General features: G+C 41.5%; 26 protein-coding genes. 15 read left to right on the top strand and 11 right to left on the bottom strand.

Translation table 11 applies throughout. The features are described from left to right. Window positions 1–8: 8 nt before the first annotated feature. The 15 genes from TAO_RS02710 to TAO_RS02780 all read left to right on the top strand — a co-directional run bounded on the left by TAO_RS02710 (window position 9) and on the right by TAO_RS02780 (window position 15,414). Entirely contained in the window at window positions 9–545 is a 537-nt protein-coding gene (locus tag TAO_RS02710) for an LPS-assembly lipoprotein LptE (protein ID WP_096526500.1), read from the top strand. Continuing rightward, entirely contained in the window at window positions 535–1,566 is a 1,032-nt protein-coding gene (gene holA, locus TAO_RS02715; RefSeq protein WP_096526501.1) for a DNA polymerase III subunit delta, read from the top strand. Before TAO_RS02710 ends, holA begins: the two co-directional genes overlap by 11 nt. Before the next feature lie 44 nt (window positions 1,567–1,610). Continuing rightward, window positions 1,611–2,867: a glutamate-5-semialdehyde dehydrogenase gene (locus TAO_RS02720; protein WP_096526502.1), complete on the top strand. Its 1,257-nt coding sequence runs from the start codon at window positions 1,611–1,613 to the stop codon at window positions 2,865–2,867. Between the two features lie 6 nt (window positions 2,868–2,873). Beyond that, window positions 2,874–3,572: a nicotinate-nucleotide adenylyltransferase gene (nadD, locus tag TAO_RS02725; protein WP_096526503.1), complete on the top strand. Its 699-nt coding sequence runs from the start codon at window positions 2,874–2,876 to the stop codon at window positions 3,570–3,572. Next, on the top strand, window positions 3,572–3,925 hold the full coding sequence (gene rsfS / locus TAO_RS02730) for a ribosome silencing factor (protein ID WP_096526504.1): 354 nt from the start codon (window positions 3,572–3,574) through the stop codon (window positions 3,923–3,925). The genes nadD and rsfS overlap by 1 nt, the downstream gene beginning before the upstream one ends. Before the next feature lies 1 nt (window position 3,926). Then, the gene (gene rlmH, locus TAO_RS02735; RefSeq protein ID WP_096526505.1) at window positions 3,927–4,400 is read left to right on the top strand and encodes a 23S rRNA (pseudouridine(1915)-N(3))-methyltransferase RlmH; all 474 of its coding nucleotides are present in this window, start codon (window positions 3,927–3,929) and stop codon (window positions 4,398–4,400) included. Window positions 4,401–4,493: 93 nt separating this feature from the next. Further along, window positions 4,494–5,111: a Maf family protein gene (locus TAO_RS02740; protein ID WP_231910551.1), complete on the top strand. Its 618-nt coding sequence runs from the start codon at window positions 4,494–4,496 to the stop codon at window positions 5,109–5,111. Continuing rightward, on the top strand, window positions 5,104–6,585 hold the full coding sequence (rng, locus tag TAO_RS02745) for a ribonuclease G (protein WP_096526506.1): 1,482 nt from the start codon (window positions 5,104–5,106) through the stop codon (window positions 6,583–6,585). Before TAO_RS02740 ends, rng begins: the two co-directional genes overlap by 8 nt. A gap of 26 nt (window positions 6,586–6,611) precedes the next feature. Beyond that, window positions 6,612–10,445: a YhdP family protein gene (locus TAO_RS02750; protein ID WP_096526507.1), complete on the top strand. Its 3,834-nt coding sequence runs from the start codon at window positions 6,612–6,614 to the stop codon at window positions 10,443–10,445. A gap of 76 nt (window positions 10,446–10,521) precedes the next feature. Next, window positions 10,522–11,349 (top strand): carbon-nitrogen hydrolase family protein, encoded by an 828-nt coding sequence (locus TAO_RS02755; protein WP_096526508.1) that lies wholly within the window; start codon window positions 10,522–10,524, stop codon window positions 11,347–11,349. Window positions 11,350–11,429: 80 nt separating this feature from the next. Then, window positions 11,430–12,473, top strand: a complete 1,044-nt coding sequence (locus tag TAO_RS02760) for a tRNA (5-methylaminomethyl-2-thiouridylate)-methyltransferase (RefSeq protein WP_096526509.1) — start codon at window positions 11,430–11,432, stop codon at window positions 12,471–12,473. A gap of 12 nt (window positions 12,474–12,485) precedes the next feature. Beyond that, window positions 12,486–12,716 carry a sulfurtransferase TusA family protein gene (locus tag TAO_RS02765; RefSeq protein ID WP_096526510.1) on the top strand — a complete coding sequence of 77 codons (231 nt, stop codon included), beginning with the start codon at window positions 12,486–12,488 and terminating at the stop codon, window positions 12,714–12,716. Between the two features lie 54 nt (window positions 12,717–12,770). Further along, window positions 12,771–14,180, top strand: coding sequence for a glutamate--ammonia ligase (glnA, locus tag TAO_RS02770; RefSeq protein ID WP_096526511.1), 1,410 nt, complete (start codon window positions 12,771–12,773; stop codon window positions 14,178–14,180). A gap of 111 nt (window positions 14,181–14,291) precedes the next feature. Next, window positions 14,292–14,567: a hypothetical protein gene (locus TAO_RS02775; protein WP_096526512.1), complete on the top strand. Its 276-nt coding sequence runs from the start codon at window positions 14,292–14,294 to the stop codon at window positions 14,565–14,567. Between the two features lie 217 nt (window positions 14,568–14,784). Beyond that, window positions 14,785–15,414 (top strand): DUF4124 domain-containing protein, encoded by a 630-nt coding sequence (locus tag TAO_RS02780; RefSeq protein WP_096526513.1) that lies wholly within the window; start codon window positions 14,785–14,787, stop codon window positions 15,412–15,414. Window positions 15,415–15,984: 570 nt separating this feature from the next. Here the strand turns inward: TAO_RS02780 and mutM are convergent. The 11 genes from mutM to gatA form a co-directional block, all read right to left on the bottom strand. Next, window positions 15,985–16,800, bottom strand: a complete 816-nt coding sequence (mutM, locus tag TAO_RS02785) for a bifunctional DNA-formamidopyrimidine glycosylase/DNA-(apurinic or apyrimidinic site) lyase (protein WP_096526514.1) — start codon at window positions 16,798–16,800, stop codon at window positions 15,985–15,987. A gap of 24 nt (window positions 16,801–16,824) precedes the next feature. Further along, a complete protein-coding gene (locus TAO_RS02790) occupies window positions 16,825–17,751 on the bottom strand; it encodes a DUF4340 domain-containing protein (RefSeq protein ID WP_096526515.1) in 927 nt (308 codons plus the stop codon). Between the two features lie 18 nt (window positions 17,752–17,769). Beyond that, entirely contained in the window at window positions 17,770–19,182 is a 1,413-nt protein-coding gene (locus TAO_RS02795) for a GldG family protein (RefSeq protein ID WP_096526516.1), read from the bottom strand. A 34-nt stretch (window positions 19,183–19,216) separates the two neighbouring features. Continuing rightward, window positions 19,217–19,975 (bottom strand): ABC transporter permease subunit, encoded by a 759-nt coding sequence (locus TAO_RS02800; RefSeq protein ID WP_096526517.1) that lies wholly within the window; start codon window positions 19,973–19,975, stop codon window positions 19,217–19,219. Beyond that, window positions 19,975–20,922 (bottom strand): ABC transporter ATP-binding protein, encoded by a 948-nt coding sequence (locus TAO_RS02805; protein WP_096526518.1) that lies wholly within the window; start codon window positions 20,920–20,922, stop codon window positions 19,975–19,977. Before TAO_RS02805 ends, TAO_RS02800 begins: the two co-directional genes overlap by 1 nt. A gap of 346 nt (window positions 20,923–21,268) precedes the next feature. Continuing rightward, window positions 21,269–21,424 carry a 50S ribosomal protein L33 gene (gene rpmG, locus TAO_RS02810; RefSeq protein ID WP_096526519.1) on the bottom strand — a complete coding sequence of 52 codons (156 nt, stop codon included), beginning with the start codon at window positions 21,422–21,424 and terminating at the stop codon, window positions 21,269–21,271. 17 nt (window positions 21,425–21,441) lie between these two features. Further along, window positions 21,442–21,678: a 50S ribosomal protein L28 gene (gene rpmB, locus TAO_RS02815; protein WP_096526520.1), complete on the bottom strand. Its 237-nt coding sequence runs from the start codon at window positions 21,676–21,678 to the stop codon at window positions 21,442–21,444. Between the two features lie 79 nt (window positions 21,679–21,757). Then, a complete protein-coding gene (locus TAO_RS02820) occupies window positions 21,758–22,633 on the bottom strand; it encodes an endonuclease/exonuclease/phosphatase family protein (RefSeq protein ID WP_096526521.1) in 876 nt (291 codons plus the stop codon). Between the two features lie 20 nt (window positions 22,634–22,653). After that, window positions 22,654–23,667: an NAD-dependent epimerase gene (locus tag TAO_RS02825; RefSeq protein WP_096526522.1), complete on the bottom strand. Its 1,014-nt coding sequence runs from the start codon at window positions 23,665–23,667 to the stop codon at window positions 22,654–22,656. Window positions 23,668–23,724: 57 nt separating this feature from the next. Continuing rightward, window positions 23,725–25,002, bottom strand: coding sequence for a Vi polysaccharide biosynthesis UDP-N-acetylglucosamine C-6 dehydrogenase TviB (tviB, locus tag TAO_RS02830; RefSeq protein WP_096526523.1), 1,278 nt, complete (start codon window positions 25,000–25,002; stop codon window positions 23,725–23,727). Window positions 25,003–25,145: 143 nt separating this feature from the next. After that, complete coding sequence (gene gatA, locus TAO_RS02835; RefSeq protein WP_096526524.1) at window positions 25,146–26,597, bottom strand: Asp-tRNA(Asn)/Glu-tRNA(Gln) amidotransferase subunit GatA; 1,452 nt, start codon at window positions 26,595–26,597, stop codon at window positions 25,146–25,148. Window positions 26,598–26,623 lie beyond the last annotated feature (26 nt).

A 26,623-nucleotide genomic window follows, 5' to 3' on the forward strand; every position in this document is an offset into this window, starting at 1 on the left:
GAACAACTATGATAATCAATCGGTGGCGAGTGAGTTCTTTTCTGTTGTCCCTATTGTTACTGGGGGGGTGTGGTTTCCAGCTACACGGTAATGTCAAATATTCTCCTTTACTTAGCAGAACTTATCTACAAGGCGTTCCGTCTTATAGTGAGCTAGCAGTACAAATTAAACGTGGTCTTGAGGCGGGTGGTGCCACTGTAGTATCAGAAGCAAAGGATTCTAGCGCAATATTAAATATTACCTATAATCAAGTAGGGCGAGAAATACTCTCTGTAGGGGGAGCTGCTACTAAAGTGCAAGAGTATGCGCTTAGGTATGTGCTCCAGTTTGAGGTCACGGATTCTAAGGGTAATAAGATATTGTTACCCTTGCACCGCTTGGAAGCGGTGCGAGAATATCGATATGATCCCCTTAATCTGCTTTCAACGGGAGATCAAGAAAACCTGTTACGCGAAGCAATGCAGAAGGATATAGTAGAACAAATTCTTTGGCGTTTGGAGGCGCTGCAATCTGCCCCAGATAAGCCTCAAGCAAATGAAGATTAAGTTAGGGCAGTTAGATACTTATCTAAGGCGAGGATTATCTCCAGTTTACCTATTATTTGGAGATGAATTACTACTTATAGAAGAGACGGCGGAGCTTATCCGTGCTCAAGCTTCGGCGCAAGGCTTTAATGAGCGGGAAGTGATGTATGCTGATAAGGGATTTAACTGGGAGCAGTTACAGCAAGCCATTGAGGGGTTTTCTTTATTTTCCTCTCGTCGCCTTATTGAGTTACGGATATCAGGAGGATCTCTTGGTGAGTCGGGGGCTAAAATCCTACAGGATTATGCAAAAAATATAAGGCAGGATACGCTCTTGCTGATCATTGGTAATAGGTTTGATCGTCGACTTCAAGAGAGCAAATGGTTCTCTGCGCTTGAGCAAGCAGGGGTTATGATTTCGATACCTAAGCTTGATTATGAGGTATTGCCACAGTGGATCGAGAACCGTATGCGCACTAAGGGGTTACGTCCAACGCCTGAGGCTATATTGGCATTAGCTAGGCGTTTAGAAGGTAATTTGCTTGCTTGTGCTCAAGAGATTGATAATTTAGTGTTGCTACACCCTAAGGGTGTTATAGATATCAACATAATTGAAGAGGCTATTGCTAATAATGCCCGTTATGATGCGTTTCGCCTTGTAGAGTGCGCGTTAGCAGGTAAGATAGTTCAGGTATTGCAGGTTTTGCGTGGATTACGTAGTGAAGGAGTAGAGCCTACAATTATTTTAGGTGCTTTAGCTTGGGAGTTGAGACGATTAGTACGCATTACTAGTGCTCATGCTCAAGGTCTATCTTTAGATCAAGCTTTAAGAGAGCAGCGCGTTTGGGAGCAGCATAAATCATTGATTAAGCAAGCTTTACGCCGCCATTGTGCACGTCATTGGCTGATATTTCTGCGACAGCTCAGTGAAATTGATTATATGATTAAGGGAGTAACGCTGGGATATCCTTGGGAGGAGCTACTGCAGTTATGCCTTATGATTGCAGGAGCCGCCGTGCCTTTAGATCGAAGCAAGGTTTAATTTAAAGATAGTGAGCAGCTTTAAAATTAAGAAACTACAAGTTGATGAATATTAAAGATTATATACAGAATTTAGGCCGCCAAGCCCGGGGAGCAAGCCGTATATTAGCCCAGAGTAACACCAAAGCCAGAAATCGTGCGCTAGAGATAGCGGCTTCTATCATAGAATCAGATGAGAAAATTCTGGTAAATGCTAATCAAAAAGACTTAGTCGCAGGTCAAGCTAAAGGGCTAGATAGGGCTTTATTAGATCGATTGGAGTTAACAAAAGCACGGATTGCTACAATGGCAGAGGGGTTGCGGCAGATTGTATCTTTACCTGATCCAATAGGCGTAATAGATGACCTTAGTTATCAGCCTTCGGGTATTCAGGTAGGGAAGATGCGAGTGCCTATTGGTGTCATTGGAATGATTTATGAATCCCGCCCCAATGTAACTGCTGATGCCGCCGGTTTATGTATAAAATCAGGTAACGCTGTTATCCTCCGTGGAGGCTCTGAAGCTATCCATTCTAACCAAGCGATCGCTTATTGTATTCATCAAGGATTAGAACAGGCTGGATTACCACAGGTAGCCGTACAAATAGTTGAGACTACAGATCGGGCAGCAGTCAGTGAACTGATTACCCAAGAGAAATATATAGATGTTATTATCCCTCGGGGGGGGAAAGGCTTAATTGAGCGTATTAGCCATGAATCAAAGTTGCCAGTGATTAAGCACTTGGATGGGGTTTGTCATGTCTATATTGATGATCGGGCTGATGTAAATAAGGCAGTGGCAGTAGCGGTGAACGCTAAATGCCAGCGCTATGGGGTTTGTAATGCGATGGAGACTTTGTTAGTTGCTCGTGGAATTGCCCCTGAAATACTTCCGATATTAGGAAAACACTATCAAGCAGATGGGGTAGAATTACGAGGCTGCTTGGAGACACAAAATTTGCTGCTTGGCGTTAAATCTGCAATTGAAGAGGATTGGTACACTGAATATTTAGCGCCCATTTTAGCTATCCGAATAGTGTCTGGTCTTGATGAGGCAATTGCCCATATTACCCATTATGGCTCCCATCATACTGATACTATTGTAACTGAGGATTTAACACGGGCTAAGCGTTTTCTGATCGAGGTAGACTCCAGTTCCGTTATGGTAAACGCATCAACCCGCTTTGCGGATGGTTTTGAATATGGCCTAGGGGCTGAAATTGGTATTTCTACTGATAAACTTCATGCTCGAGGACCTGTTGGCCTTGAAGGATTGACCTCACAGAAGTGGATTGTGCTTGGGGATGGCCATATCAGGCAATAAGATTTTCTGGTTTTGAGTTTAAAAAGGCTGGCCTCTAAATCTAGTAATTCTACGGTGCCTATTGGTATCTTTGGAGGTACTTTTGATCCTGTCCATTTTGGCCATTTACGTCCTGCTTTAGAGTTACTTGAACGGCTATTTTTAGCTGAAATACGGTTTATTCCTTGTCGGTGTCCTCCTCACCGCCCGCTGCCAGTTGCCGACCCTGAGCAGCGTTTAGCTATGTTACAGCTAGGGATCGCTGGAGAGTCTAGGTTTAAGGTTGATGATCGTGAGTTTTATCGTTCAGGCCCATCCTATATGGTGGATACCTTAATTTCTCTAAGAGCAGAAAAAGGACAGGCACCTCTATGCTTAATATTAGGTACAGATGCTTTTTTAGGACTTCCTAAATGGTATCGGTGGCTGGAATTGATTGAGTTAGCACATTTATTAGTGATAAAGCGCCCCGGTGAGATCCTTCCTCAACAAGGGGTGTTAAAAGATCTTTTAGATGAAAGGAAAATTTCTAACCCAAAACAGCTAAAAGCGCAATCTATAGGTTGTATTTTACCGATGGAAACTACTCAGCTTGGCATATCAGCTACTCAGATTCGAGTTTTATTAAAGGCAGGACAAAGCGTGCGCTATCTCCTGCCCGATGCAGTTTGGAATTATATTCAAACAAGCGGGTTGTATTCTTCCTCTGTTATATTGGAGAAATAATGTCTGCAGTAAATCATGTTAAAGAAATAATTATTTCAGCTTTAGAATCTATAAAAGGCCAAGATATTCAGATCTTAGATGTGGGTAATTTAACGGATATGACGGATTATATGGTAATTACCAGCGGCACTTCTAATCGTCAAGTTAAGGCTTTAGCTAATGAGGTTATTGAACAATGTAAGGCAGCGGGATATCGCCCTTTAGGGGTAGAAGGCGAGTTGCATGGAGAGTGGATATTGGTGGATATGGGGGATGTAGTGACCCATATTATGCTGCCCCAAGTACGCGCTTTTTATAATTTGGAAAAACTCTGGAATGCGCCCCATCTTCAGATAGCTAAAAATAATAACTAGCATGCGTATTTATATGATAGCAGTAGGCCACCGTATGCCACATTGGGTTGCTGAAGGCTATCATCATTATGCCCGCCGCTTGCCTCAGCACTGCTCTCTTCATCTAGTAGAAACTGCTACTGCTAGACGTGGCAAGAGCGGGAATTTAATCAAATGGCAGCAAGAAGAGAGCGATCGCTTGCTAGAGGCTATTCCTGCTAATAGTAAAATAATTGCGTGCGATCAGCGAGGAGAGGCTTGGACGACAGATACGGTGGCTAAATACTTTCAAGTATGGATGGGTGAAGGGCAGAATATAGCGTTATTAATCGGCGGTCCTGATGGATTAGCGCCAGCTTGTTTGGAGCGGGCTACACGTAAATGGTCATTATCTGCCCTTACTTTACCCCATAATTTAGTACGCGTAATATTAGCAGAACAGATTTATCGTGCTTTTAGCCTGCTTAGCTATCATCCATATCATCGGGGAAGCTAATTTCATATTTCCTGATGGCAGCTATAAATTTTTTACTCATAAACAGATTACTAATGCCCATTTAGTAATCTAAAAGTATTTAAGTTTTAAATATTGAAGAATAATAAACCCTTTTGTTGTATTTTTCCTTTTATTGCCCTTGCTTCTTCTTCGCTACAGCGGCAGGTTTTGTTGGCTCAGATCGGGGTTAAATTTAGAGTCCTCAATATTAAGGTCAATGAATGCCCTATACTAAACGAGGGCCCTGCCCATTATGTTTGCCAGCTAGCTTTGGCTAAAGCTAGGGCAGGTTGGACGCAGCAGCTGCCTATAGATCGCTTACCTGTTTTGGGGGCTGATACTACTGTTGTGGTAGAAGGTGAAATTCTAGGTAAACCTGAAGATTCAGCCCATGCTGATCTTATCTTGGCACGGCTTTCTGGCCGTAGTTATCAGGTGATGACCGCTGTCGCTTTAGTTGATGATAGAGAGCAATATCGATTAAGTATGAGTACTGTAACTTTTAAGCAGCTGACTGAAACTGAACGCCAGCAATATCTTGCCTCTGGTGAAGGGATTGATAAGGCAGGGGCTTATGAGATCCAAGACCGAGCTGCTTTATTTATTTCTGATCTTAAGGGCAGCTATTCCGGGGTAATGGGGCTACCTTTATATGAAACAGGAGAATTACTTCAAAGTCTGCTAAAAAAAAATGGAATGACTGGTGAGTGAGGAAATCCTCATCAATGTCATGCCCAATGAGACTCGGGTTGCTGTAGTTGAAAATGGAATAATGCAGGAATTATATATTGAACGCGGTAGTCGTCGAGGTTTGGTGGGCAATATTTATAAAGGGCGAGTAAGCCGGGTGTTACCTGGTATGCAAGCCGCTTTTGTAGATATAGGTTTGGATCGAGCTGCTTTTCTCCATGCTTCTGATATTCGATTGCCTACTGGCCAGCTAGGAAATTTAGAGAGCAAAATGGGAGCGGAAGTACCTCCTACTATTACCTCTCTGCTCACAGAAGGGCAGGAAGTATTAGTGCAAGTGATCAAGGATCCAATTGGGGCTAAGGGGGCGCGATTAACTACCCAGATTTCTATAGCTTCCCGTTATTTAGTTTATATGCCAGAAATGTCTGGTGTTGGAGTTTCATTAAAAATTGATAATGAGGCGGATCGCCAACGGCTCAAAGATTTATTAGCTTCTATATGGCCTGAAGATGATCAAGGAGGTTATATCATTCGCACGGTAGCGGAAGGGGCAGTTGAAGCCGATCTTCGTGCGGATATAGAGTTTCTGCGTAAGCTTTGGCATCTTATTAAAGAGCGCGCTCGAATGACTAAAGCAGGCAGTATTATTCATGAAGATCTTTCTTTAGTAATACGAACCATGCGTGATCTTGTGCGTGAAAAGGTAGAGCGAGTTCGCGTTGATTCTCGTGAGACTTATTTCAAGTTAGTTGATTTCTCTAATCGTTTTATCTCAGATCTTTTTACCACTATTGAGCACTATCAAGGGGAGCGGCCTATTTTTGATCTCTATGGTATTGAGGATGAAATTCAAAAATCTTTAAGCCGGAAGGTACAGCTTAAATCCGGTGGCTATTTGATTATCGATCAAACAGAGGCGATGGCCACAATTGATGTTAATACAGGGGCTTTTGTAGGTCATCGTAATCTGGAGGAGACTATTTTTAAAACTAATTTGGAGGCAGTACAGGCTATCTGTAGGCAGCTGAGGTTACGTAATCTTGGGGGTATTATCATTATTGACTTTATTGATATGGAGGAAGAGGATCATAAGCGGCAGGTATTACGCGCGTTGGAACATGGATTAGAAAAGGATCATGCTAAAACGTATATTAGTGAGGTCTCCTCTTTGGGGTTAGTGGAAATGACCCGCAAACGTACTCGCGAAAGCCTAGAGCAGATACTTTGTGAGCCTTGCCCTACTTGCAGTGGCAGAGGTACGGTGAAGACTGTAGAAACCGTATGTTATGAAATCCTGCGGGAGGTTTTACGTGAAGCCAAGCAGTTTGAAGCTAGCCGGTATTTAGTGATTGCTGCTCAAGAAATAGTGGATCGGTTAATGGATGAGGAATCGACCCATGTTGCTGAGCTAGAAGCCTTTATAGGTAAGCCTATAAAATTTCAGCCTGAATTACTCTATATGCGAGAGCAATTTGATGTTGTAATGATGTAACCATTTAATCATTATTGTCAGGCATCATGTCTATGGTCTCTATTTGCCGCCGCTATTTTTTTATAATTTTAGGGATATTAACCGGTTGTATCCTACTTGCGGGAGGCGCACTATGGGCAGTCATAGACAATAACCCAGTGATGGCATCCCGCTGGTTGAGCACTTTTCTAAACCAAGAAGCCCATATTGATGCTATTGATCTACGATGGGAGGGATTTAGACCTCAATTAAAATTAACAAATATACGTATAACAGATTTAAAAACAAGACGGCAGCTACTAGCGTTTAAAGAAATTTCCTTTGCTGCCGGATCTGCTGCTAAGGATAAATCACAGCACGTTATTATCACCGGAGGGCAGCTTATAATAGAACAAAAACCAGAAGGATGTTTTCGTATCCTTGGTTTGCAGAACTTGAACACCCCTTGCTCCCATCATTCTTATCCCCCTTGGTGGTTATCTAAATTTGATCAATTAGCTTTAGTAGATATTATTATTCTCTGGAACGCTCTAGGCTTAGAGGGAAAGCCTATGGGTCTAAAGATAGAGAGCCTGCGTTTGGTTAATAACGAAGATATTTATCGAATTGAAGGATCAGCAATCTTATCTAAGGGGCTTGGTAAGAGAATTAAGATCAAAGCAAAATTCGATGGTAAAGAGATCCAAGATCCTAAAAGTGGCCTCCTATATGTTAAAGGGGAAGGCTTACAATTGGAACCATGGCAAGCCTATAGCTTCTTTAATGGACTACATTTTACTCGAGGTACGGGTGATTTGGAGTTAACACTACGTTGGGATAAAGCTGCTTTGCGTCAATCGTTAGTTAAGTTTGACTGGAAGGAGCTAGGTATTTCTGGAAATAGTCAAGCTGTTGGTATTGCTAATAAAATCTCTTTTCAGCAGTTGACAGGCGTTGCTCATTACCAGCAGCTCACAAAAGGATGGTCGATTACAGTCCCTCGCCTTTCAGTAATCCGAGGTAATCAAGCTTGGCCACCGACCTCATTGCAAATTAAGGTAGAAAAAGATCCAATCCTGAAGTTACAGGGTCAGTTTAAATTTCTACGTCTCCAAGATATTATTCCTATATACCAACTGGGTGCCCAGACAGATTCTCGATTAAGCTTATTACTAGCAAAAATTCAACCAGCAGGAGATCTACGGGATATCAAAATAATTCTACCGTTTGGAGAGACACAAGCAAAAGATTGGGAGATTTTTGCTACGGCAGAGAATTTTGGGACTCAGCCTTGGCAGCATTGGTTAGGTTGTCAAGGCTTATCGTTTAAGCTGCAGCTGGCAGGTGGTTCAGGACAGTTGCATATGGATAGTCATAATGCTCGATTGTTCAGTAATTATTTAGAGCAACCCGTAGCGTTGAATACTTTTCAAGGGAAAGTGATTTGGCGGCTAAAGAACGGGGGTTGGCAGATCTTAGGAGATAATATTCAGCTGCAAAATCAAGATTTAGCCTTAGCTGGATCGTTACAGCTTAATAAAGGTTCAGGGGAAAATACCCCTTATTTAGATCTATCTTTGATACTACAAGAGATGAATCTAACTACTTTATCTAAGTATCTTCCGGCAAGTATCATGAAGCCTCACTTAGTGCAGTGGCTGGATCAGGCATTTCTTAGTGGCCAGATAAAAACAGGCAGTCTTCTATTTCAAGGGCCTGTAGATTATTTTTCTTCCGATAGAACTCAGGGGCAATTTACAGCAGATTTAGATTTATCTGGGGTGACGTTACATTATAGTGATCAGTGGCCGGTGTTTAAGCAGATAGATGGCCATTTTCATAGTGATGGTCAAAAGATTATCGTTAATGTAGCTAGAGGTAAGTTATTTAATGCCAACATAATGGGCATTACTGCGGAGATTACTGATCTAAGTGGGAACGTTGTCCCTTTAAAGGCGGTAGGCCAAGCTCTAGGAGATTCAAGGGATGTCCGTGATTTTATCCAGCAAAGTCCTTTAAAGGAAGAATATGGTGGGTTTATTGAACGCGTAGAAGTGCATGGGAATACCCATATAAATTTAAGCCTAGGATTAGCTATAAGAGGGGATGCAAGACATCCTAAGGTAGATGGAGAATTGGTTTTTACTGATGCTTATTTACGTCAGCTAGAAAATCTTCGCTTAGAATTTACAGCAATTCGGGGTGGATTACACTTTACTGAGAAAAAACTAGTCTCAAAAAACTTGACTGGTCAGCTTCTTGGCCGGCCAGTTAAAGCAGATCTTTCCAGTTTGCCTGGAAAATCTGGGAGCGATGGTAGGGTTGAGCTAAGTCTTAGTGGCCGTATGGAAGCGCAAGCGCTAGCAAAAAAATGGTTTTCATCTTGGTCACCTTGGTTACAAGGCAGCGCTAATTTTACTACAAAAATGATATTACAGAATGGTAAAAAATTTGCGGTTACGATGGCGCAGGTGAGCTCTGATTTAAAGGGGATTAAAGTAACGTTACCCCCACCGCTGGAAAAGCCGGCTGATCAGGTACAAAAGCTATTTTTAGAGATTTATGAGCCTATTGAAGATAAAAGAAGATTTGAAATAGCCTATGGAGAAAAGCTGCAGGGGATATTTGAAGCTGAAGATGGAGAGCTGCTTGATCCCATAAGAGGGGAGATACGGGTTGGCGGAGATCCCCCTCTACTGCCTGATCAAGGCGTTCAGCTTGTAGGCGTATTGCCTAATCTTTTGGTAGATGCTTGGCAGCAAGTGCTAATAAAAGTTGCTCAGGCAGGTTCTATGGGAAATAAGCTCAAGGCTATTATTCTACAGGCAGATCAGGCTGAGCTATTTGGGTGGCATTTTAAGAAGATCATCATAAAGGCAAATAGATCCTTGGCTCACCACTGGCAGGCTCAGGTTACTGCTCCTAATTTGAGGGGAGTTATAACTATACCTGATACTGGATCAAATCAGCCTTTAGCAATAAATTTGGATTATTTACGCTTACGTCCAAAATCATCATCTAATGAGCGCCTAGGTACGGACTCTAATTTGCAACCTGCTCTTAATCAGGATAGCGATCCTAATCAATGGCCTTCTATTGATCTGGTATGCCGCCAATGCTGGTATGATGACTATAATTTAGGTTTAGTACAGGCCCATACCAGTACCTATGAAGGAGGGTTATATTTAAGGCAATTGGAAATTATATCGGCAGCTGCACAGATTAAAGCTAGTGGAGATTGGATACTTAATGGAAGAACTCAGCGCTCTTCTTTAGAGTTTAAAGTATATAGCCCAGAGCTTGGGCAATTATTGACGAGTTTTGGCTACCGAGCCAATATTATTGGCGGGGAAACGGAAATTGATGTTGCGGCTGATTGGCCGGGTTCGCCTACATCACTAACCTCTGAGCTATCCTCTGAACGGTTAAATGGTACTGTGCAGCTGAAAGTAGGTAAAGGGCGTCTGCTAAGTGTAGAGTCTGGGCCAGGCCAATCGCCTAATATATTGAACGTTTCGGCTTTTCACCGGCGATTACCACTAGATTTTAGCGATGTTTTTGGTGAAGGTCTTCCTTTCGATCAGATTGAAGGCGGTTTATCTTTTAACCAAGGGGATCTTTATTTTAACAAATTTATTATAGAAGGCCCGATGGCTCAGGTTCGAGCAAATGGAAAGATCGGTTTTGGATCTCAAAATTATAATTCTAAGCAAACTATAAGGGTAGCTCCGAGCCTACCTTTAGTTGGTTCGATGGTTGGTGGGCCTATAGGTCTAGGTGTGGGTACTATTCTAATGCTAACTGATAAATTAATCGATAAGATATTTGGAGCTCAGTTTGGACAGTTGATGGCTTATTATTATCAGGTCTCAGGTTCTTTACCTAAACCGGCAAAGCAGTGAATTTAAAAAGATTGGGATATAAAGCAAAAATTATGTCTTTATATACACATAAAATTAAGAGAATAGGGGAGGCTGCGTGAGTATTGTTGCCGCTATTCAAATGGCATCTGGCCCTAATGTAGGGGCTAATTTATTAGAGGCAGAACGGCTTATCACTCAAGCGGCTGCTGAAGGAGCGAATTTAGTTGTACTTCCAGAAAATTTTGCTTTAATGGGAGAAAAAGATGGATCTTTGCTAAGTATTGTAGAAGAGGAAGGTACTGGCCCTCTTCAGAGTTTTTTAGCGCAGCAAGCAGCAAGAAATAAACTTTGGTTGGTAGGTGGTACTATTCCATTACGGGCTATTGCAACGAGTAAGGTTCGTGCTGCATGTTTGCTTTTTGATGCCAATGGCAAGTGTGTAGCCCGTTATGATAAATTTCATTTATTTGATGTTGTTCTTCCTGGGGGAGAGGAAAGATACTGCGAATCTTTAACTATAGAGCCTGGGCAAAATATAGTAGTTGCTGATACTCCTTTTGGGCAGATAGGGCTTGCAATCTGCTATGATTTACGTTTTCCGGAGCTGTTTCGCGCTTTAGTGGAGCAAGGAATGGAAGTTCTAGTTTTACCGTCAGCGTTTACTGCAATTACAGGTAAGGCGCATTGGGAGCCTTTAGTACGAGCACGTGCTATTGAAAATCTCTGCTATGTTGTGGCTGCGGGTCAAGGTGGCTTTCATATTAGTGGGCGTACAACTTATGGAGATAGCATGATTGTTGATCCTTGGGGTGTGGTATTAGCCCGACTTCCTCGAGGCTCTGGGGTGATCACCGCTGAATTGGATTCTGATCGATTGCATAATACTCGCCGTAATTTTCCTGCCATCGAACATCGACGTTTTACTTGTAAATTAGTCGGATAGACTGAGGCTAAAGTAATTTATAAATCATTATGTAAATCAGGCAGATCTAATTATTCTTTAGTAGATGATGCAGAAAAATTATGAAGAAACAGCGTAAAGCCGTAGCCCTGATTTCAGGAGGATTGGATTCCATGCTTGCTGCTAAGGTTATGCTGGCGCAAGGTATCCATATAGAAGGAATCAATTTTTTCACTGGGTTTTGTGTGGAAGGGCATACACACGCTATTCGTAATAAAGATAAAAGCCGAACTAAGCGTAATAATGCATTATGGGTGGCCGAGCAACTAGGTATTAAGCTGCATATAGTTGATGTGATTACTGAATATAAAAAAGTAGTTCTCAATCCAAAACATGGCTACGGGGCTAACCTTAATCCTTGTTTGGATTGTAAATCTTTCATGGTAGCTAAAGCGCTGACGTGGATGAGAGAGCAAAATTTTGATTTTATCGTAACGGGTGAGGTTGTAGGTCAGCGGCCTAAATCACAGCGATCAGATACCATGAAAATTGTAACCCAAGAGTCTGGTGCAGGTGATTTATTATTACGGCCGCTTTGTGCTAGAAATTTATCTCCTACTGTTCCAGAACGTGAAGGATGGGTTAACCGGGATAAACTTTATGATTTTAGCGGTCGTTCGCGTAAACCACAAATGGCGCTTGCTGCGTATTTTGGAATTGAAAACTACGCGCAACCTGCGGGAGGCTGTTGTTTTCTAACAGATGCTAGTTATACAGCTAAGCTGAATGATTTATGGCGAGCACGTCATACTCGGGACTACGATTTGGATGATATTATGTTGCTTAAGGTGGGGCGGCACCTTCGACCACAGCCTCATTTTAAACTTATTATCGCTCGTGATGAGGGGGAGAGTAATTATCTGGAGGGATACGCTAAAGAGTTTATTCATTTGCGAACTCTCAGTCATAGCGGCCCACTAGCATTAATTGATGGAGATCCAAAAGAGGAGGATCTTATCTTAGCCAGTCAATTAGTAGCACGCTTTAGTCAAGGACGGGAAGCATTACAAGTGCAGATAACTGTAGCCCATCCAAATAAAGCAGTGCGGATGCTGGAAGTCACCCCTCTTGCTAGTGAATCTATACCCCAAGAGTGGTACGTTTAAATTTTCCCTATTATGCATACTTTAGATGCACGGAATTTACTATGCCCGCTACCTGTCATCCGAACTCAGCAGAAAGTGAGCGAGCTAATGCCAGGGGATATACTGGAAGTCATCTGTACCGATCCTGGAGTGTTAAACGATATCCCTGCTTGGTGTCGGATTAATGGCCATCATGTGCTTGAAGCTACTGAATGGGGTCGAGAAGTACGGATACGTTTAGAGGTGAATAAACTAACTACATAAGTTTTGATCATAGAATATTTCGAATAAATTGCTCTAGAAGCTGGAGAGATCTTGATGGCCATTGATGATATTTTAAAAATGATTAAAGAAGAGGAGGTAAAATTTGTTGATTTCCGCTTTACGGATACTAGAGGGAAAGAACAGCATCTCTCTACGCCTGCTTATAGATTAGATAAGGAAATATTTAGGGACGGTAAGATGTTTGATGGTTCCTCTATTGCGGGGTGGAGGGTAGTTCATGATTCAGATATGATTTTAATGCCAGATCCTGAGACAGCGGTTATTGATCCTTTTATGGAAGATAAAACCTTAGTGTTACGCTGCGATATTATGGAGCCCGCTACTCTCCAAGGCTATAGCCGTGATCCTCGCTCTATTGCAAAGCGAGCTGAAATTTATTTGAAATCTACCGGTATTGCAGATACTGCTTACTTTGGCCCAGAGCCTGAGTTTTTTGTATTAGATGATGTCCGTTGGGGCGTTGATATGTCTGGGGCTTTTTATAAGATTGACGCTGAAGAATCCCACTGGAATTCTCAACGGGTTTATGAGAGGGGAAATATTGGGCATCGGCCTAGCATTAAAGGGGGTTATTTTCCAGTACCTCCGGTAGATTCCTTACAGGATCTTCGCTCTACTATGTGCCTTATTATGGAGCAAATGGGTTTACCTGTAGAAGTACATCATCACGAATCAGCTACAGCGGGACAATGTGAGATTGGAACTCAGTTTAATACGCTTGTACGCCGAGCGGATGAATTACAGATTCTAAAATACGTTGTGTTAAATGTAGCCCACTCTTTTGGTAAAACGGCTACTTTTATGCCTAAGCCTTTAGTAGGAGATAATGGTAGTGGTATGCATGTCCATCAATCTTTAGAGAAAAATGGGGAAAATCTTTTCTCTGGGAGTAAGTATGGTGGTTTATCTGAAATTGCTTTGTACTACATAGGGGGTATTATTAAGCATGCCCGAGCGTTAAATGCTTTTACCAATGCTTCAACTAACTCGTATAAACGCTTAGTACCTGGTTTTGAAGCACCAGTATTATTAGCTTATTCGGCCCGCAATCGATCCGCCTCAATTCGGATACCCTATGTTACCAGCCCCAAAGCGCGACGTATTGAGGTTCGATTTCCTGACGCAACTGCTAATCCTTATTTTGCCTTTGCTGCTATGCTTATGGCCGGACTTGATGGTATTCAAAATCAAATCCATCCTGGGGATCCTATGGACAAAAATCTTTATGACTTACCCCCAGAAGAGATGAAGGATATTCCTACGGTTTGTTTATCTCTTGAGCACGCTTTGGAAGCGCTAGATCGAGATCGGGGATTCCTCAAGGAAGGAGAAGTATTTACGAATGATGCTATTGATGCTTATATCTCACTCAAGATGGAAGATGTGACTCGCCTGCGAATGACGACGCACCCTATTGAATTTGATATGTATTATAGTAGTTAACGGTTAAGGTTTTACTATTAAGCTATTAATATGGTTTTTATGTAACGTCTTTAGCTTGAATAGCTCTAGTTTTTAGTAGACAATACTTACTTAAAAAAGGAGGAAATAATAATGAAATTACCGTATTTATCAATAGCATTAGCTGCGTTAGTATCATTTTCTTTGGCATCATTTTCTGTATCTGCAGAAGAAACCGTTGCTGAAAAAGCTGAAGCGAAAATAAAGGATACAAAAAGAGCGGCTGAACAAGCAGCTGACCGTGCAGAAGAGGCAAAATGCACAGATGGTACTATTAAATGTTTAGGTGAAAAAATTAAGCACCGGACAGGCGAAGCCTATGACTCGGTTAAGGATAAGAGCGTTGAGCTCAAGCATAAGATGGATTAACTAGGTAATCATAAAAATTTTTATAAAATTGATCGCGCGTAGATTTCTTTTTAATCTTTTTATCCTATAGATATTAGGTGAGTTAGTTTTTTTCGGCTACACATAGGGGCTTATGTTCGGCCCCTTTTTTATGAGTATTGCCATAAAAAACTTGTTCTTAACATATTTTATGTTGCAACACAGATATTAGGGTAAGCCATAAGTAAAGAAAGGTTTTATGCCTATAATTTTTCTTTTACTTAGTTTGATATCGCTTGTTACAACAGGGGATATCTATAAGTATACCCATCCAGATGGAACAGTTGAATATTCCGATCAACCAAAAAGAGGTGCTATAGAAACGGAGTTAAGATTACCTCGGGTCTATGCCCCATTACAACCTAAAGATAAAGACAAAGCTGCTCATGAAGAAACGCCGCCCTTACCACCTCAAGCCGTACCTTCTTATCGGGTTAGTATTGTGACTCCTCATAACGAAGTTACTATAAGAGAGAATAGGGGTAATGTAGAGGTAGTACTTCAGGTGCAACCGCCCCCTGAAGCTGATTCTGGCTATACGCTCCAGCTTTTATTAGATGGGAGAGCGGTAAGTAAGCCGCAGAATCGTCTTAGATATCCATTAACAGATATAGATCGCGGGGTTCATACGTTACAAGCTGGGTTATTTGATCCATCAAGAATACTAGTAGCAAAATCTGATTTAATTACCTTTTATATGCAGCGTATGTCCATATTATTTCATAATACTGGCACTAACAATCCTGGAGGTGTACAGATGGCACCCAGAGCACCTCAAATGCCAAAAATGCCGGGGCCTCCTAACTCTGGCGGCGCTGTTCCTCCATAGATTACCTTTAGTTAGCAGGTTATTTTATTATCCACTAAAGGGTTGGTATTTTTTTTTAATTAAGTATAAGGCTGAGCAGATAAGAGGGAGCCATAGTATTTTTGAGTAGATTTATAGTGATCAGGCTTAGTTAGCCAACCAATAAAATTAATCAATATAATTAAAAGGACAATAATAATAAAACTTTTAGGTAATTTCATAAGTTTGTATTTTTAAAATAATGCTGGACTTATTGATTAAGTATCAGTGTGTACTTTTTACGCTTACTTGAATTTTGCAGTTGCTAAAAAACGAGTTCCTATAGGTTAATAATATAGTACGATTAAAGAGAATAGGCTTATATAAAATATCTTACTATATCATAAAAGGAATACCCTATTTAGGCGACTGTTGCGAGAAGATGGCTATTGAATCGATGCTGAATATTTCCCAGTAGTTAGGCTAAGAGCCTATTTTAGAGTTCTTTATAGCCTCTCGTATATAGTGGTTAAATTTTCTTGCCGGATACGGATCTATTGGTGTTGGCCGTAGCATCTTGCTTATTCTGGGAGCCTTTACAATCATGGTGCTCTAATATTGACATTGGCTACAATAGTAGCTTGATCGTTGACCAATACGGTCTAAGCGGATAGGGCTACCACAAATAAAGCACGGATGGGTTGCACGACCGTAGACTTTCAGTTGGTGGGAAAAATAACCCGGATTACCATCGCTATTTAAAAAATCTCGTAAGGTTGTTCCACCAGCTTGAATGGCTTTAGATAATATTGTTTTAATAGCTTCAGCCAAAATCTGGTAACGGGCCAAGCTAATTTGGCTTACTATTCGCTGAGGATGGATATTAGCTTGAAATAATGCTTCATTAGCATAAATGTTTCCAACTCCTACCACTATTTGATTATTCATAATAAAGGTTTTGATTGTACTACGCTTGCCATTAGATTTCTGGGATAGATAATAGCCATTAAATGAAGGATCCATAGGTTCTAATCCTAAGGATTTTAGTAATGGGTGGTATAAAGGATTTTCTTCGGTCCAGAGTATTGCCCCAAAACGGCGAGGATCATGAAAGCGTAAGCAATTATCATTATTTAAGATGATATCGACGTGATCATGTCTTTTCGGTGGTGTATTAGTCGGTACAATACGTAAATTACCAGACATACCTAAGTGGAGAATAATAGTGCCTTGAGAGCAATTTAATAGGAGATATTTACCTCGTCGCTGTACAGATAGGATATATTGACCCACTAAACGTTGAGGTAAAAACGCAGGAACTGTCCAGCGTAAGCGTGGCTCTCGAATTAGAATGGTGCGTATTTGGTATTTTACTATATGCGGTTCGATGCCACTACGGGTGGTTTCAACCTCTGGTAGTTCGGGCACTTTAGCTGCTTATTTAATAATAGCTTATTTTTTATTATCACTAGATAATTTATTGTTACCACTATCGCCTTGCGGCAGCTCGAATAGCGTTTTCCATGCAGGGGCGGGGAGATTATATTGAACACCGAAATCTGATCGCACTAGTACTAATTGCGGCAAATCTGAAAGAAGATCAAGATGAATTGGAGAGGCCCCTTTTTGTTCTATTTCGATAGTAGCCAATACTGTTTTATCTCCTTTAAGGCCTATTTGTTGTACTGTATACTGCTGCCATGCGTTTATTAAGGTAGCAATTGTTTCACTAGAGGGTGGATTATCTATACCTATACCCTCAGCAACCCATTGACCTTCTTTTTGGTATAGAGTAATAACGTTTTTAGGGTTGACATTTGGATTACCATTACTGATGGTAACCTGAGGGATCTGCAGTCTGCTAATAGGGTGATGATCTGGTAGTAATGCTGGATCGAGAAATTTAGGAGCTGCTGAAGTAATGGTATGAAAAGCAGTATTATCAATGAGGTGGACGGTATCTGCTAGTAAAACATAGCGATTTTGGTTTAGAGGTGCAGTTACGCCAAAATCAATAGCCAAATCATTTAGGTATAAACGGTTTTTAGGAGAACTTAAACCCAATTTAGTTAGATCTAGGTTTTGCACAGGATAATGGCTATAGCTTTTAGTTTTAGCCACGTCTAACAGGGTTTTAACCACTAACATATTAGCTGGACCGTGGATAGGGGCAGTAAGGAGCCATTTTCCTTCTTTGCGCTCTAAGTGAATTTCCTCATGTGATTCATTATGGATAACCCGAATAGCTTCAATCTTATCGGAGCTTATTGAAGTAAGCGGGGGCGAATCTGCCTTAGAGCCAGGCTCATAGAAAAATACCAGCCCTAAGACGATAACAATAGCTGTCAGAGCCAGATTAAGTAAGGTACGCGTATGCATAATAAAATAATACTTAACTTAACGTTGACGTCGTCGCCACCAGATCAATATTCCAGCCCCTAATAGCGCTGCGGGGAGGATAAAAAGAAATATGATGCCTATCGCTGATGAGGCGGCAGGCGAAAGCTGGAGTGTTGTATCTGGGCGTATTCGTGCTGGAACAGTAATAAGACGATCTTCATGAGTTAGCCAGTTGATAAGGCTAAGACCCAAATCTAGATTGGAGCCATTGCCAAGATGGCTGTTAGAAATGAAATCTCCGTCACCAATGATAACTACCCGCTGCTGATCATTATTTTTAGACCGATTGTTACCTTGATGGTTGGATTTGTCTTTATCAGCGACTTCTTTTTCCAAGAGAGATCGTTCTCGGTTTAAGGCTAACCCAATAGTAAGTGGCCCTAATATATCCTGCTCCTTATCATACTCAATTTTCTTTCCCAGCTCGGAGGTCTCTACCCAAGATCGAGATAGTGTGGTTAATATAGGTACCGACTGCCATTGACTACCTTTAATGACCTCTAATGCAGCTGACTGAGGAAATAAGGTGATAGATGTTAGAGAATCAGTAATAGGATGGTTCCCGTATTTTGGAACTAAAGCGAAGGTAGCATTACCGCGACCAAGCAAAATTTGAGCGCTAGGGTCAATAATTACTCCAGGTAGAACCTTGATGCTAAGATCTTCTGCTAGGGTCTCAAGATTATGCAGAGAGCCGGGATCAATAAGCCAAAGTAAATGACCCCCATTTTTAATATAGTCACGAATTAGATCTACCTCCCCAGGCAGAAAATTGGTCTGCGGGCTGGCTATAATTAAAACTTGATTATGATTATTTGGAATCTGAGATTGAGCTGATAGATTTAGAGTTTGAATATGAAACCCCTTGGTTTCTAGCTGCTTGGTAAAATTCTCTAAAGCAAAGTTAGCATTCCCGCGAGGATCTCGTTCACCATGCCCCTCAAGGAAAATAACCCAAGCATTCTCACTACGAGCAACCCGATTGAAGGCATTGGTTAGATCTTTTTCAGATAAATCTTGCAGTTTTTCCTGCCGCCCATCTTTTTTAATAACAAGCTCTGTTTGGAACCTAACTCCTAGCTCACGAACTTTATCGGGATCTGTTTCTGGGTTGATAAATTCAAGCTTTAGATCAGGCTTATAATGCTGATAGCGATTAATAAGCTTTGTGATTTTCTCCTTAGTGTTAGGATCTTGAGCAAAGCTTATAACGGTAATTTGGCCTTCAAGTTGTTTCAAAAGTACTTGGCTCGCCTTGGAAAGGGTATTACGGCCGCTAGCTGTCCAGTCAGCTTGGTAATTGTAACGCATGCTGAGTACAGCAATGAGACCAATAGCTGTTAAAAACAACAGAATAAAAAGAAGATTTTGTAATCGTATATACCAATGGGTTTTTCGAGTAACACGCATATGCTGCCCCGCCTCACTTTTTAATGCTTATATATCAATGGGGTAGCCGGTCAGCATCGAGCCGACGGATACTAAATGCTAGAAAAGCGACCACAATAAGTAGATAATAAACAATATCACTACTATTGAATTGGCCTTCTAGCAAAGCTTGGTAGTGCCGAAGCAGGGAGAGATAAGTAAACAGCTCACTTCCTTGATTTAAAACACCACTGCTACCTACCCAATCAATAATCCAAAGTAGCAATAATATACCAAAGGTGCTTATAGCAGCTACTGTAGCCTGCTGAGTTAGGGAAGAGAAAAACAATCCAATTGCAGTAAAGCTCGCAAGTAGTAAGCATAATCCAAGCAATCCTGCTGCTAAGAGTCCTAAATCAAGAGATCCTCCAGCTAGCAGGGAAAGAGGCATTAAGGCAATCAGGATCGTCATAATTACAAAGAATATTAATGTTCCTAAATATTTACCTAGGACAATCTCAGTCATGGAGAGAGGAGCCGAAAATAATAAGGTTAAGGTGCGGCTGCGCCTTTCGTCAGCTATTAGGCGCATTGTCATGAGCGGAACTATAAGTAGCATAACTACAGCAGCATTTTGAAATAATGGGATAGCGACAATCTCTGTGACCCCAGGTGCTTCAGGAAGACCCATTAATTGGGATTGAATCTGTGCAAAATAGGCAACTTGAGTTAAGAACATATAGCCAAGTAAGAGCTGGGTAACTGCTAGAGTGGCCCAAGCTAAGGGGGAGAGAAATAAGCGACGTAGCTCATGTAGCGCTAAGGTGAGAATCATTAGCTCACAATCTCCTGCGAATCTTGAGTCTGAGTAATAGCAACGAATATCTCTTCTAACGTATGCCGTTCCGGGGTAAGTTCCCGTAAACGCCAGCCTTCATTAACCGACCTATAGACTAGTTCATCTACTGGATCTTGTTCAGGCCCGTAACAAAGACGAATCCGCCCATCCCTTTCAATATCTATACTATCTATACCTTTTAGAGACATTAGCATCTCTTTCGTGGGAGGATTATCCAGCTTTATTAGAATACTTGTGGTTTGCATGCGCTGACTTAAACCTACAATAGTATCCGTGAGCACTAGCTTGCCTTGGTTGATAATCTGCACTCGATCACAAATGGCTTGTACTTCGGGCAGAATATGAGTAGAAAGAATGACACTATGCTCTTGGGCTAGCTGGCGAATGAGATCCCGAATCTCCCGAATTTGTATGGGATCTAAGCCTACTGTAGGTTCATCTAGAATAATGACAGCAGGTGAATGAATGATTGCTTGGGCGATGCCCACCCGTTGCTGATATCCTTTAGAGAGATTACCAATTAAACGGTAGGTTACATCCTTTAAACCGCAGCGTTCTATCACCATTTCAACTGCACTAGCCTGTTGGTTTTGCGGTATACGATTAAGGCGAGCGCAGAGAGAAAGATACTCTTTAACCGCAAGCTCTCGATAAAGCGGAGGATCTTCAGGCAAATAGCCTAATCCATGTTTGGCTTGCTTTGGTTTATCAAGTAAATCAATGCCATTAATCCAAACTTGACCGGAGCTTGGTGCTAAATTACCCGTTAATATTTGCATTGTTGTTGATTTACCAGCGCCATTAGGGCCAAGTAAACCAAGAACCTCACCTCGCCGAACGTCAAAACTTACGTCCTTAACAGCACAATGCTCGCCGTAATATCGGTAAAGTTGTTCTGCACGTACTAATACATCCTGATTCATAGGGGCAGTATTATATTCATTATGGGTTATCTTGCTACTAATGTTAGCTGGTAAAATTATAATTTTGACGGGTTGTGCTTGTAGCTTAATTTAGAATAGGCGTAATTCATCGGAACTCTATATATAAATATAAGGAGAAAACACAACCTAATAAAATACGGTAAGCATTGGGCTAATGCAACCTTTGGGTAAATAGGTATTAGTAATACAAACTAGATTAAATAATAGCGCTGCAGTAATTTAGACTAGATATTCCCCTGCCACCCTCATTTTCGTCCCCCTATAGGGAGAGCGCGGTGTAATTGCTATGATAGATTGATTTTTATTAAAATCAAGCGACTAATAGTTATTTAATTTTAGCCTCTTTATAGATTACATGCTGGCGCACTACGGGATCGTATTTTTTCTTCTCTAATTTCTCTGGTGTGGTACGTTTATTTTTTGTTGTTGTGTAATAATGGCCTGTGCCTGCGCTAGATACCAGCTTAATTTTATCACGCATAAATTTTTCTCCTTACCTTATATTTTTTCCCCACGAGCTCGGATATCCACCAGAACCTGATCGATACCAAGTTTATCTATCACTCGGAGTCCTTTACTGCTTATTCTAAGTTTTATCCAGCGTTTTTCACTTTCCACCCAAAGTCGATGAGTATGGAGGTTGGGTAAGAACCGTCGTCGGGTTTTATTGTTAGCATGAGAGACGTTGTTGCCGCTCATCGGGCGTTTACCCGTTACTTGGCATATTTTAGACACGAATGACTACTCCTAAGACAATGATCCTAAAGACACACCTATTTTATGCTAAATATATAGGTTAGATCCAGAGCTGTTTTTATAGCTGTGGTTTAAAAAATTTTGAATCGGAAATCGGGGTGTTTGTGATACCTAGGTTAGAGGGTTGATTATCCCATAATCCTATTTCTACCGGGATCATAATTTCTGCAGCAACTGGCAGATGATCAGAGATAGCATATTCTAAAGTATAGGTTTGCGTGACTTCTAGGGAAGGGCTTACCAAAATATGATCAATATGTCGTTTTGGTCGCCAGCTAGGATAGGTTGCAGTTTTAACAGCGGATAGCTTTAGCCCTGTTTCTCGTAATAAAGCACTGAGTTCTGGGCTATTAGGCTGGCAGTTCAAATCACCCATCACTACGACATAGGGATACCTGTAGATCAATTTACTGATAAGGGCTAATTGTTGAATTCTTGAGCGACGACCTAAAGCAAGATGCATTATAATCACGATTAATGGATTATTGGGGTTGCCAAAGTGGGCTAAAATAGCGCCTCGGCCAGGAATTAAACCTGGTAGTCTGTAGGTACGGATATAATTTGGTTGCACTCTACTTAGCAGAGCGTTGCTTTGTTGAGCAATATTACCAAAGCGGCGAGTCACTTGCTGATGCCAATGAGGAAAATTGCAGAGCTTAGCTAATAACCCTGCTTGATTAATAAAACCAGTTCGCAAGCTCCCAATATCAGCTTCTTGTAGCCCAACGATATCAAAATCAAATATCATTTGAGCAATATTTTTCATAGTTTCATAGCAATTTAAATCTGGAATCACGTGTTTCCAGCTACGGGTGAGATAGTGATGATAGCTGGTAGTCACAACGCCCGCCTGAATGTTATAGCTTAACAGGCGTAAGCGATGACTCCTTTGCGCCAATGGGAGTAGAGGCCCACATGGAGCTAAAGCTGGCATATTGCCTTTATGCTTAATAGCTAACTGGTTACCTTATAATAATCTTTATACCAAATAACGAATCGAATAATTCCCTCTTCAATGGGAGTATTAGGACGAAACCCAGTATCTTTCATTAAATCATCTACATCGGCATAGGTTGCTGGTACATCACCTGCTTGCATAGGTAGAAAATTCTTTTTTGCTTCGCAGCCAAGGCATCCCTCTAGTGCTTTAATAAATTGAAGAAGCTGTATAGGTTGGTGATTGCCAATATTGTAGATTCGATAGGGTGCAGTGCTTGTGCTCGGATCAGGGCTTATTCCATCCCAATTAGGATTAGGCATAGGCAGCCGATCTAGTGTACGAATAACCCCTTCGACGATATCATCAATATAAGTGAAATCTCGTTGATGGTGACCGTGATTATAGACATCGATAGGTTTGCCTGCGAGGATATTACGGGTAAATTTAAATAACGCCATATCTGGCCGTCCCCAAGGGCCATAGACGGTAAAAAAGCGTAATCCAGTTGTGGAGAGTTGATAAAGATGGCTATAGGTATGAGCCATAAGCTCATTGGCTTTTTTCGAAGCAGCATAGAGGCTTAAAGGGTGATCTACGTTATCATGGGTTGTGTAGGGCATTTTAGTGTTAGCCCCGTAAACAGAGCTACTTGAAGCAAATACCAGATGTTCTATCTGATGGTGGCGGCAGTTTTCTAAAATATTTATAAATCCGTAGAGATTACTATCTACATAAGCGTAGGGATTTTCTAATGAATAACGGACTCCAGCTTGGGCAGCTAAATTCACTACTCGTTGGGGTCGGTGCTGAGCAAATAGATTATCGAGTGATTTCCTATCCTCCAAACCAATCCGCGCCTCAGTAAAAGCTGGGTGTTTTTGAAATTGGGCAAGGCGAGCAATCTTAAGATTAACGTCATAATAGTCATTAAGATTATCTACCCCGATGACTTCATCACCTCGGTTTAATAATTTCTTAGTTAGGGCAGCACCAATGAAACCAGCGCTTCCAGTTACCATAATTTTCATTATAACGTTTCCTAGAATTTGCTTTGCTTAATGAGTATTATTATTCTCTTTGAGTATTTAGAGGCGACCGTCCACCGCATTCCTAGGTAGAAGATGCTTAACATCGTAAAGAATGCTCTCTGGCTTCCCTAAAGCGCGTATATTTTCAATTCCTAATTTTGTAAACTGCTGATGGGCAACAGCGATAATAATAGCATCGTAATAGCCATTATTTAAGTTAGTGATTAGTGGAAACCCGTATTCCTCTAGAGCCTCTTTAGTCTCTACCCAAGGATCATAAACATCGATTTGAGCATGGTAGTTTTTTAGTTCAGTAACGATATCGATTACCCGGGTATTGCGAAGATCAGGGCAATTTTCTTTAAAGGTGAGTCCTAGAATCAGTATTCGGCTATCTACTACATGGATTCGACGCTGAGTCATAAGCTTTACTACTTGATTAGCGACGTAGCTACCCATACCATCATTAACTCGGCGCCCAGCAAGGATCATCTCTGGTAGATAGCCAATGGCTTGAGCTTTATGGGTAAGATAATAAGGATCAACCCCTATGCAATGACCGCCTACAAGGCCGGGTCGAAAAGGTAGAAAATTCCATTTGGTAGCCGCTGCTTCTAAGACTTCTTGAGTATCAATACCTAGGCGATTAAACAGCATGGCTAACTCGTTAATCAGGGCAATATTGACATCTCTCTGCGTATTTTCGATAACTTTTGCTGCTTCTGCCACTCGGATACTACTAGCTTTATAGGTTCCTGCGGTGATAATACTGGCATAGAGTTGGTCAACTAACGCCGCCGCTTCAGCTGTGGAGGCTGAGGTAACTTTACGGATAGAGGTAACCCGATGTTGTTTATCCCCTGGGTTGATTCGCTCAGGGCTATAACCGACAAAAAAATCTTGATTGTATTTTAGGCCTGACTTGTGTTCTAGAATGGGAACACAAACCTCTTCGGTAGCTCCTGGATAGACGGTAGATTCAAAAATAATAATATCATCTGGTTTAAGTACACTGCCTACGGTAAGGCTTGCGGATTCCAACGGGCGAAAATCAGGACGTTTATGTTCATCAATGGGCGTGGGGACAGTGACTATATAAACATTACAATTAGTCATATCTTGCACGTGGTGAGTATATTGCAGCTGATTGGCTTGGGCAAGTAACTCGGGTTCTACTTCCAATGTACGGTCATGCCCCTTTTTTAACTCGGCAATGCGGGTTGAATTAATATCAAATCCTAGGGTGGGGAGTTTTTTTCCAAATTCTACTGCTAGGGGTAGCCCTACATAACCTAGACCAACAATACCGATTTTTACTTGTTCAAACGTTAGCATTGCAAGTTCCTCATTTGATTTTTAGTGGGCTGCTTTACAGGTTAAATGTATTTAATTTTCCAAAGATTTAGAGTAGCCAGCTAAATTGTTTAGCTTTTTCTGTTCTTTTTCTATAGCTATATATCTGCTAATTGAGCTAAAACTTAATACCCTACAGGTGTCTTATTGTGCCAGTCTGTGATTTGTTGATAGCGGTGCGCCATATTAAGCAGCTTTGCTTCACAGAAATAATTACCAATAATTTGTAAGCCTATAGGCAATTTATCGGTAAATCCTGTAGGTATTGAAATCGCAGGCAGTCCAGCCAGATTAACACCAATGGTGTAAATATCGGCTAAGTACATAGAAACAGGATCATTGGCTTTTTCTCCAATCCGAAAAGCAGGCGTTGGTGAAGTGGGACTCATAATTACATCCACTTCTGTAAAGGCTTGCTTAAAATCATTGCTGATAAGACGGCGTAATTTTTGGGCTTTGAGATAATAAGCATCATAGTAGCCTGCTGAGAGCACATAAGTGCCTATTAGAATCCGGCGCTTAACCTCAGATCCAAAGCCTTCACCACGAGAGCGACAATAGAGATCTAGGATATCTTTAGGATTTTTACAGCGATAACCAAAGCGGGCACCATCATAACGGGAAAGATTGGAAGAGCACTCTGCAGGGGCAACTACGTAATAAGTGGGAACGGCCAGCGCAGTATTGGGTAGACTAATTTCCCTGATCTGAGCGCCAAGGTGTTCAAATTCTTTAATGGCATTTTCAATGACAGCAGCAATATTAGGGGACAGCGTTTCGTTGAAATACTCTTTGGGTAGCCCGATCTTAATCCCCGTTATATCCTTCTCAAGCAAGGCTGTATAATCAGGAACTGTTTGTTCTACAGAAGTGGAATCTTGTTTGTCAAAGCCTGCCATGGTGTTAAGTAGTAAGGCTACATCTGCGGCAGTGTGGGCCATTGGCCCTGCTTGATCGAGACTGGAAGCAAAAGCGATCATCCCATAACGAGAAACTCGGCCATAAGTAGGCTTTAACCCAGTAATCCCACATAAGGCTGCTGGTTGGCGAATAGATCCGCCAGTATCGGTACCGGTAGCAACTGGAGCAAGTTTTGCGGCGACTGCTGCTGCCGATCCTCCTGAGGATCCACCCGGCACTCGATCATGATCCCAAGGGTTTTTTACTGGACCATAGAAACTCGTTTCATTACTGGATCCCATAGCAAATTCATCCATATTTGTTTTTCCAAGGATCACTGCCCCAGCAGTCTTGAAGCGAGTTACCACCGTAGCATCATAGGGTGCCGTAAAATTATCAAGCATTTTTGAGCCACAGCTGGTTTTAATGCCTGCAGTGCAGAAAATATCCTTATGAGCTATAGGGATACCGGTTATAGGCCCGCCTTTACCGGATTGCAGCATAGCATCGGCGGCTTTTGCTTGTTTCAGGGCTTCTTCAGAGGATACGGTAATAAAGCTATTGAGGTGCTTATCATATTGTTTGATGCGTTGTAGATAATGCTGCGTGAGTTCCTCACTTGAAAACTCACCAGATCTAAGGGCATTGGCTAATTCGGTTAAAGATTTATGATGCATATATTGTATTTTCCACAGCGCTATAT

Source organism: Candidatus Nitrosoglobus terrae (assembly GCF_002356115.1).
In the GTDB taxonomy this organism is placed as follows: domain Bacteria; phylum Pseudomonadota; class Gammaproteobacteria; order Nitrosococcales; family Nitrosococcaceae; genus Nitrosoglobus; species Nitrosoglobus terrae.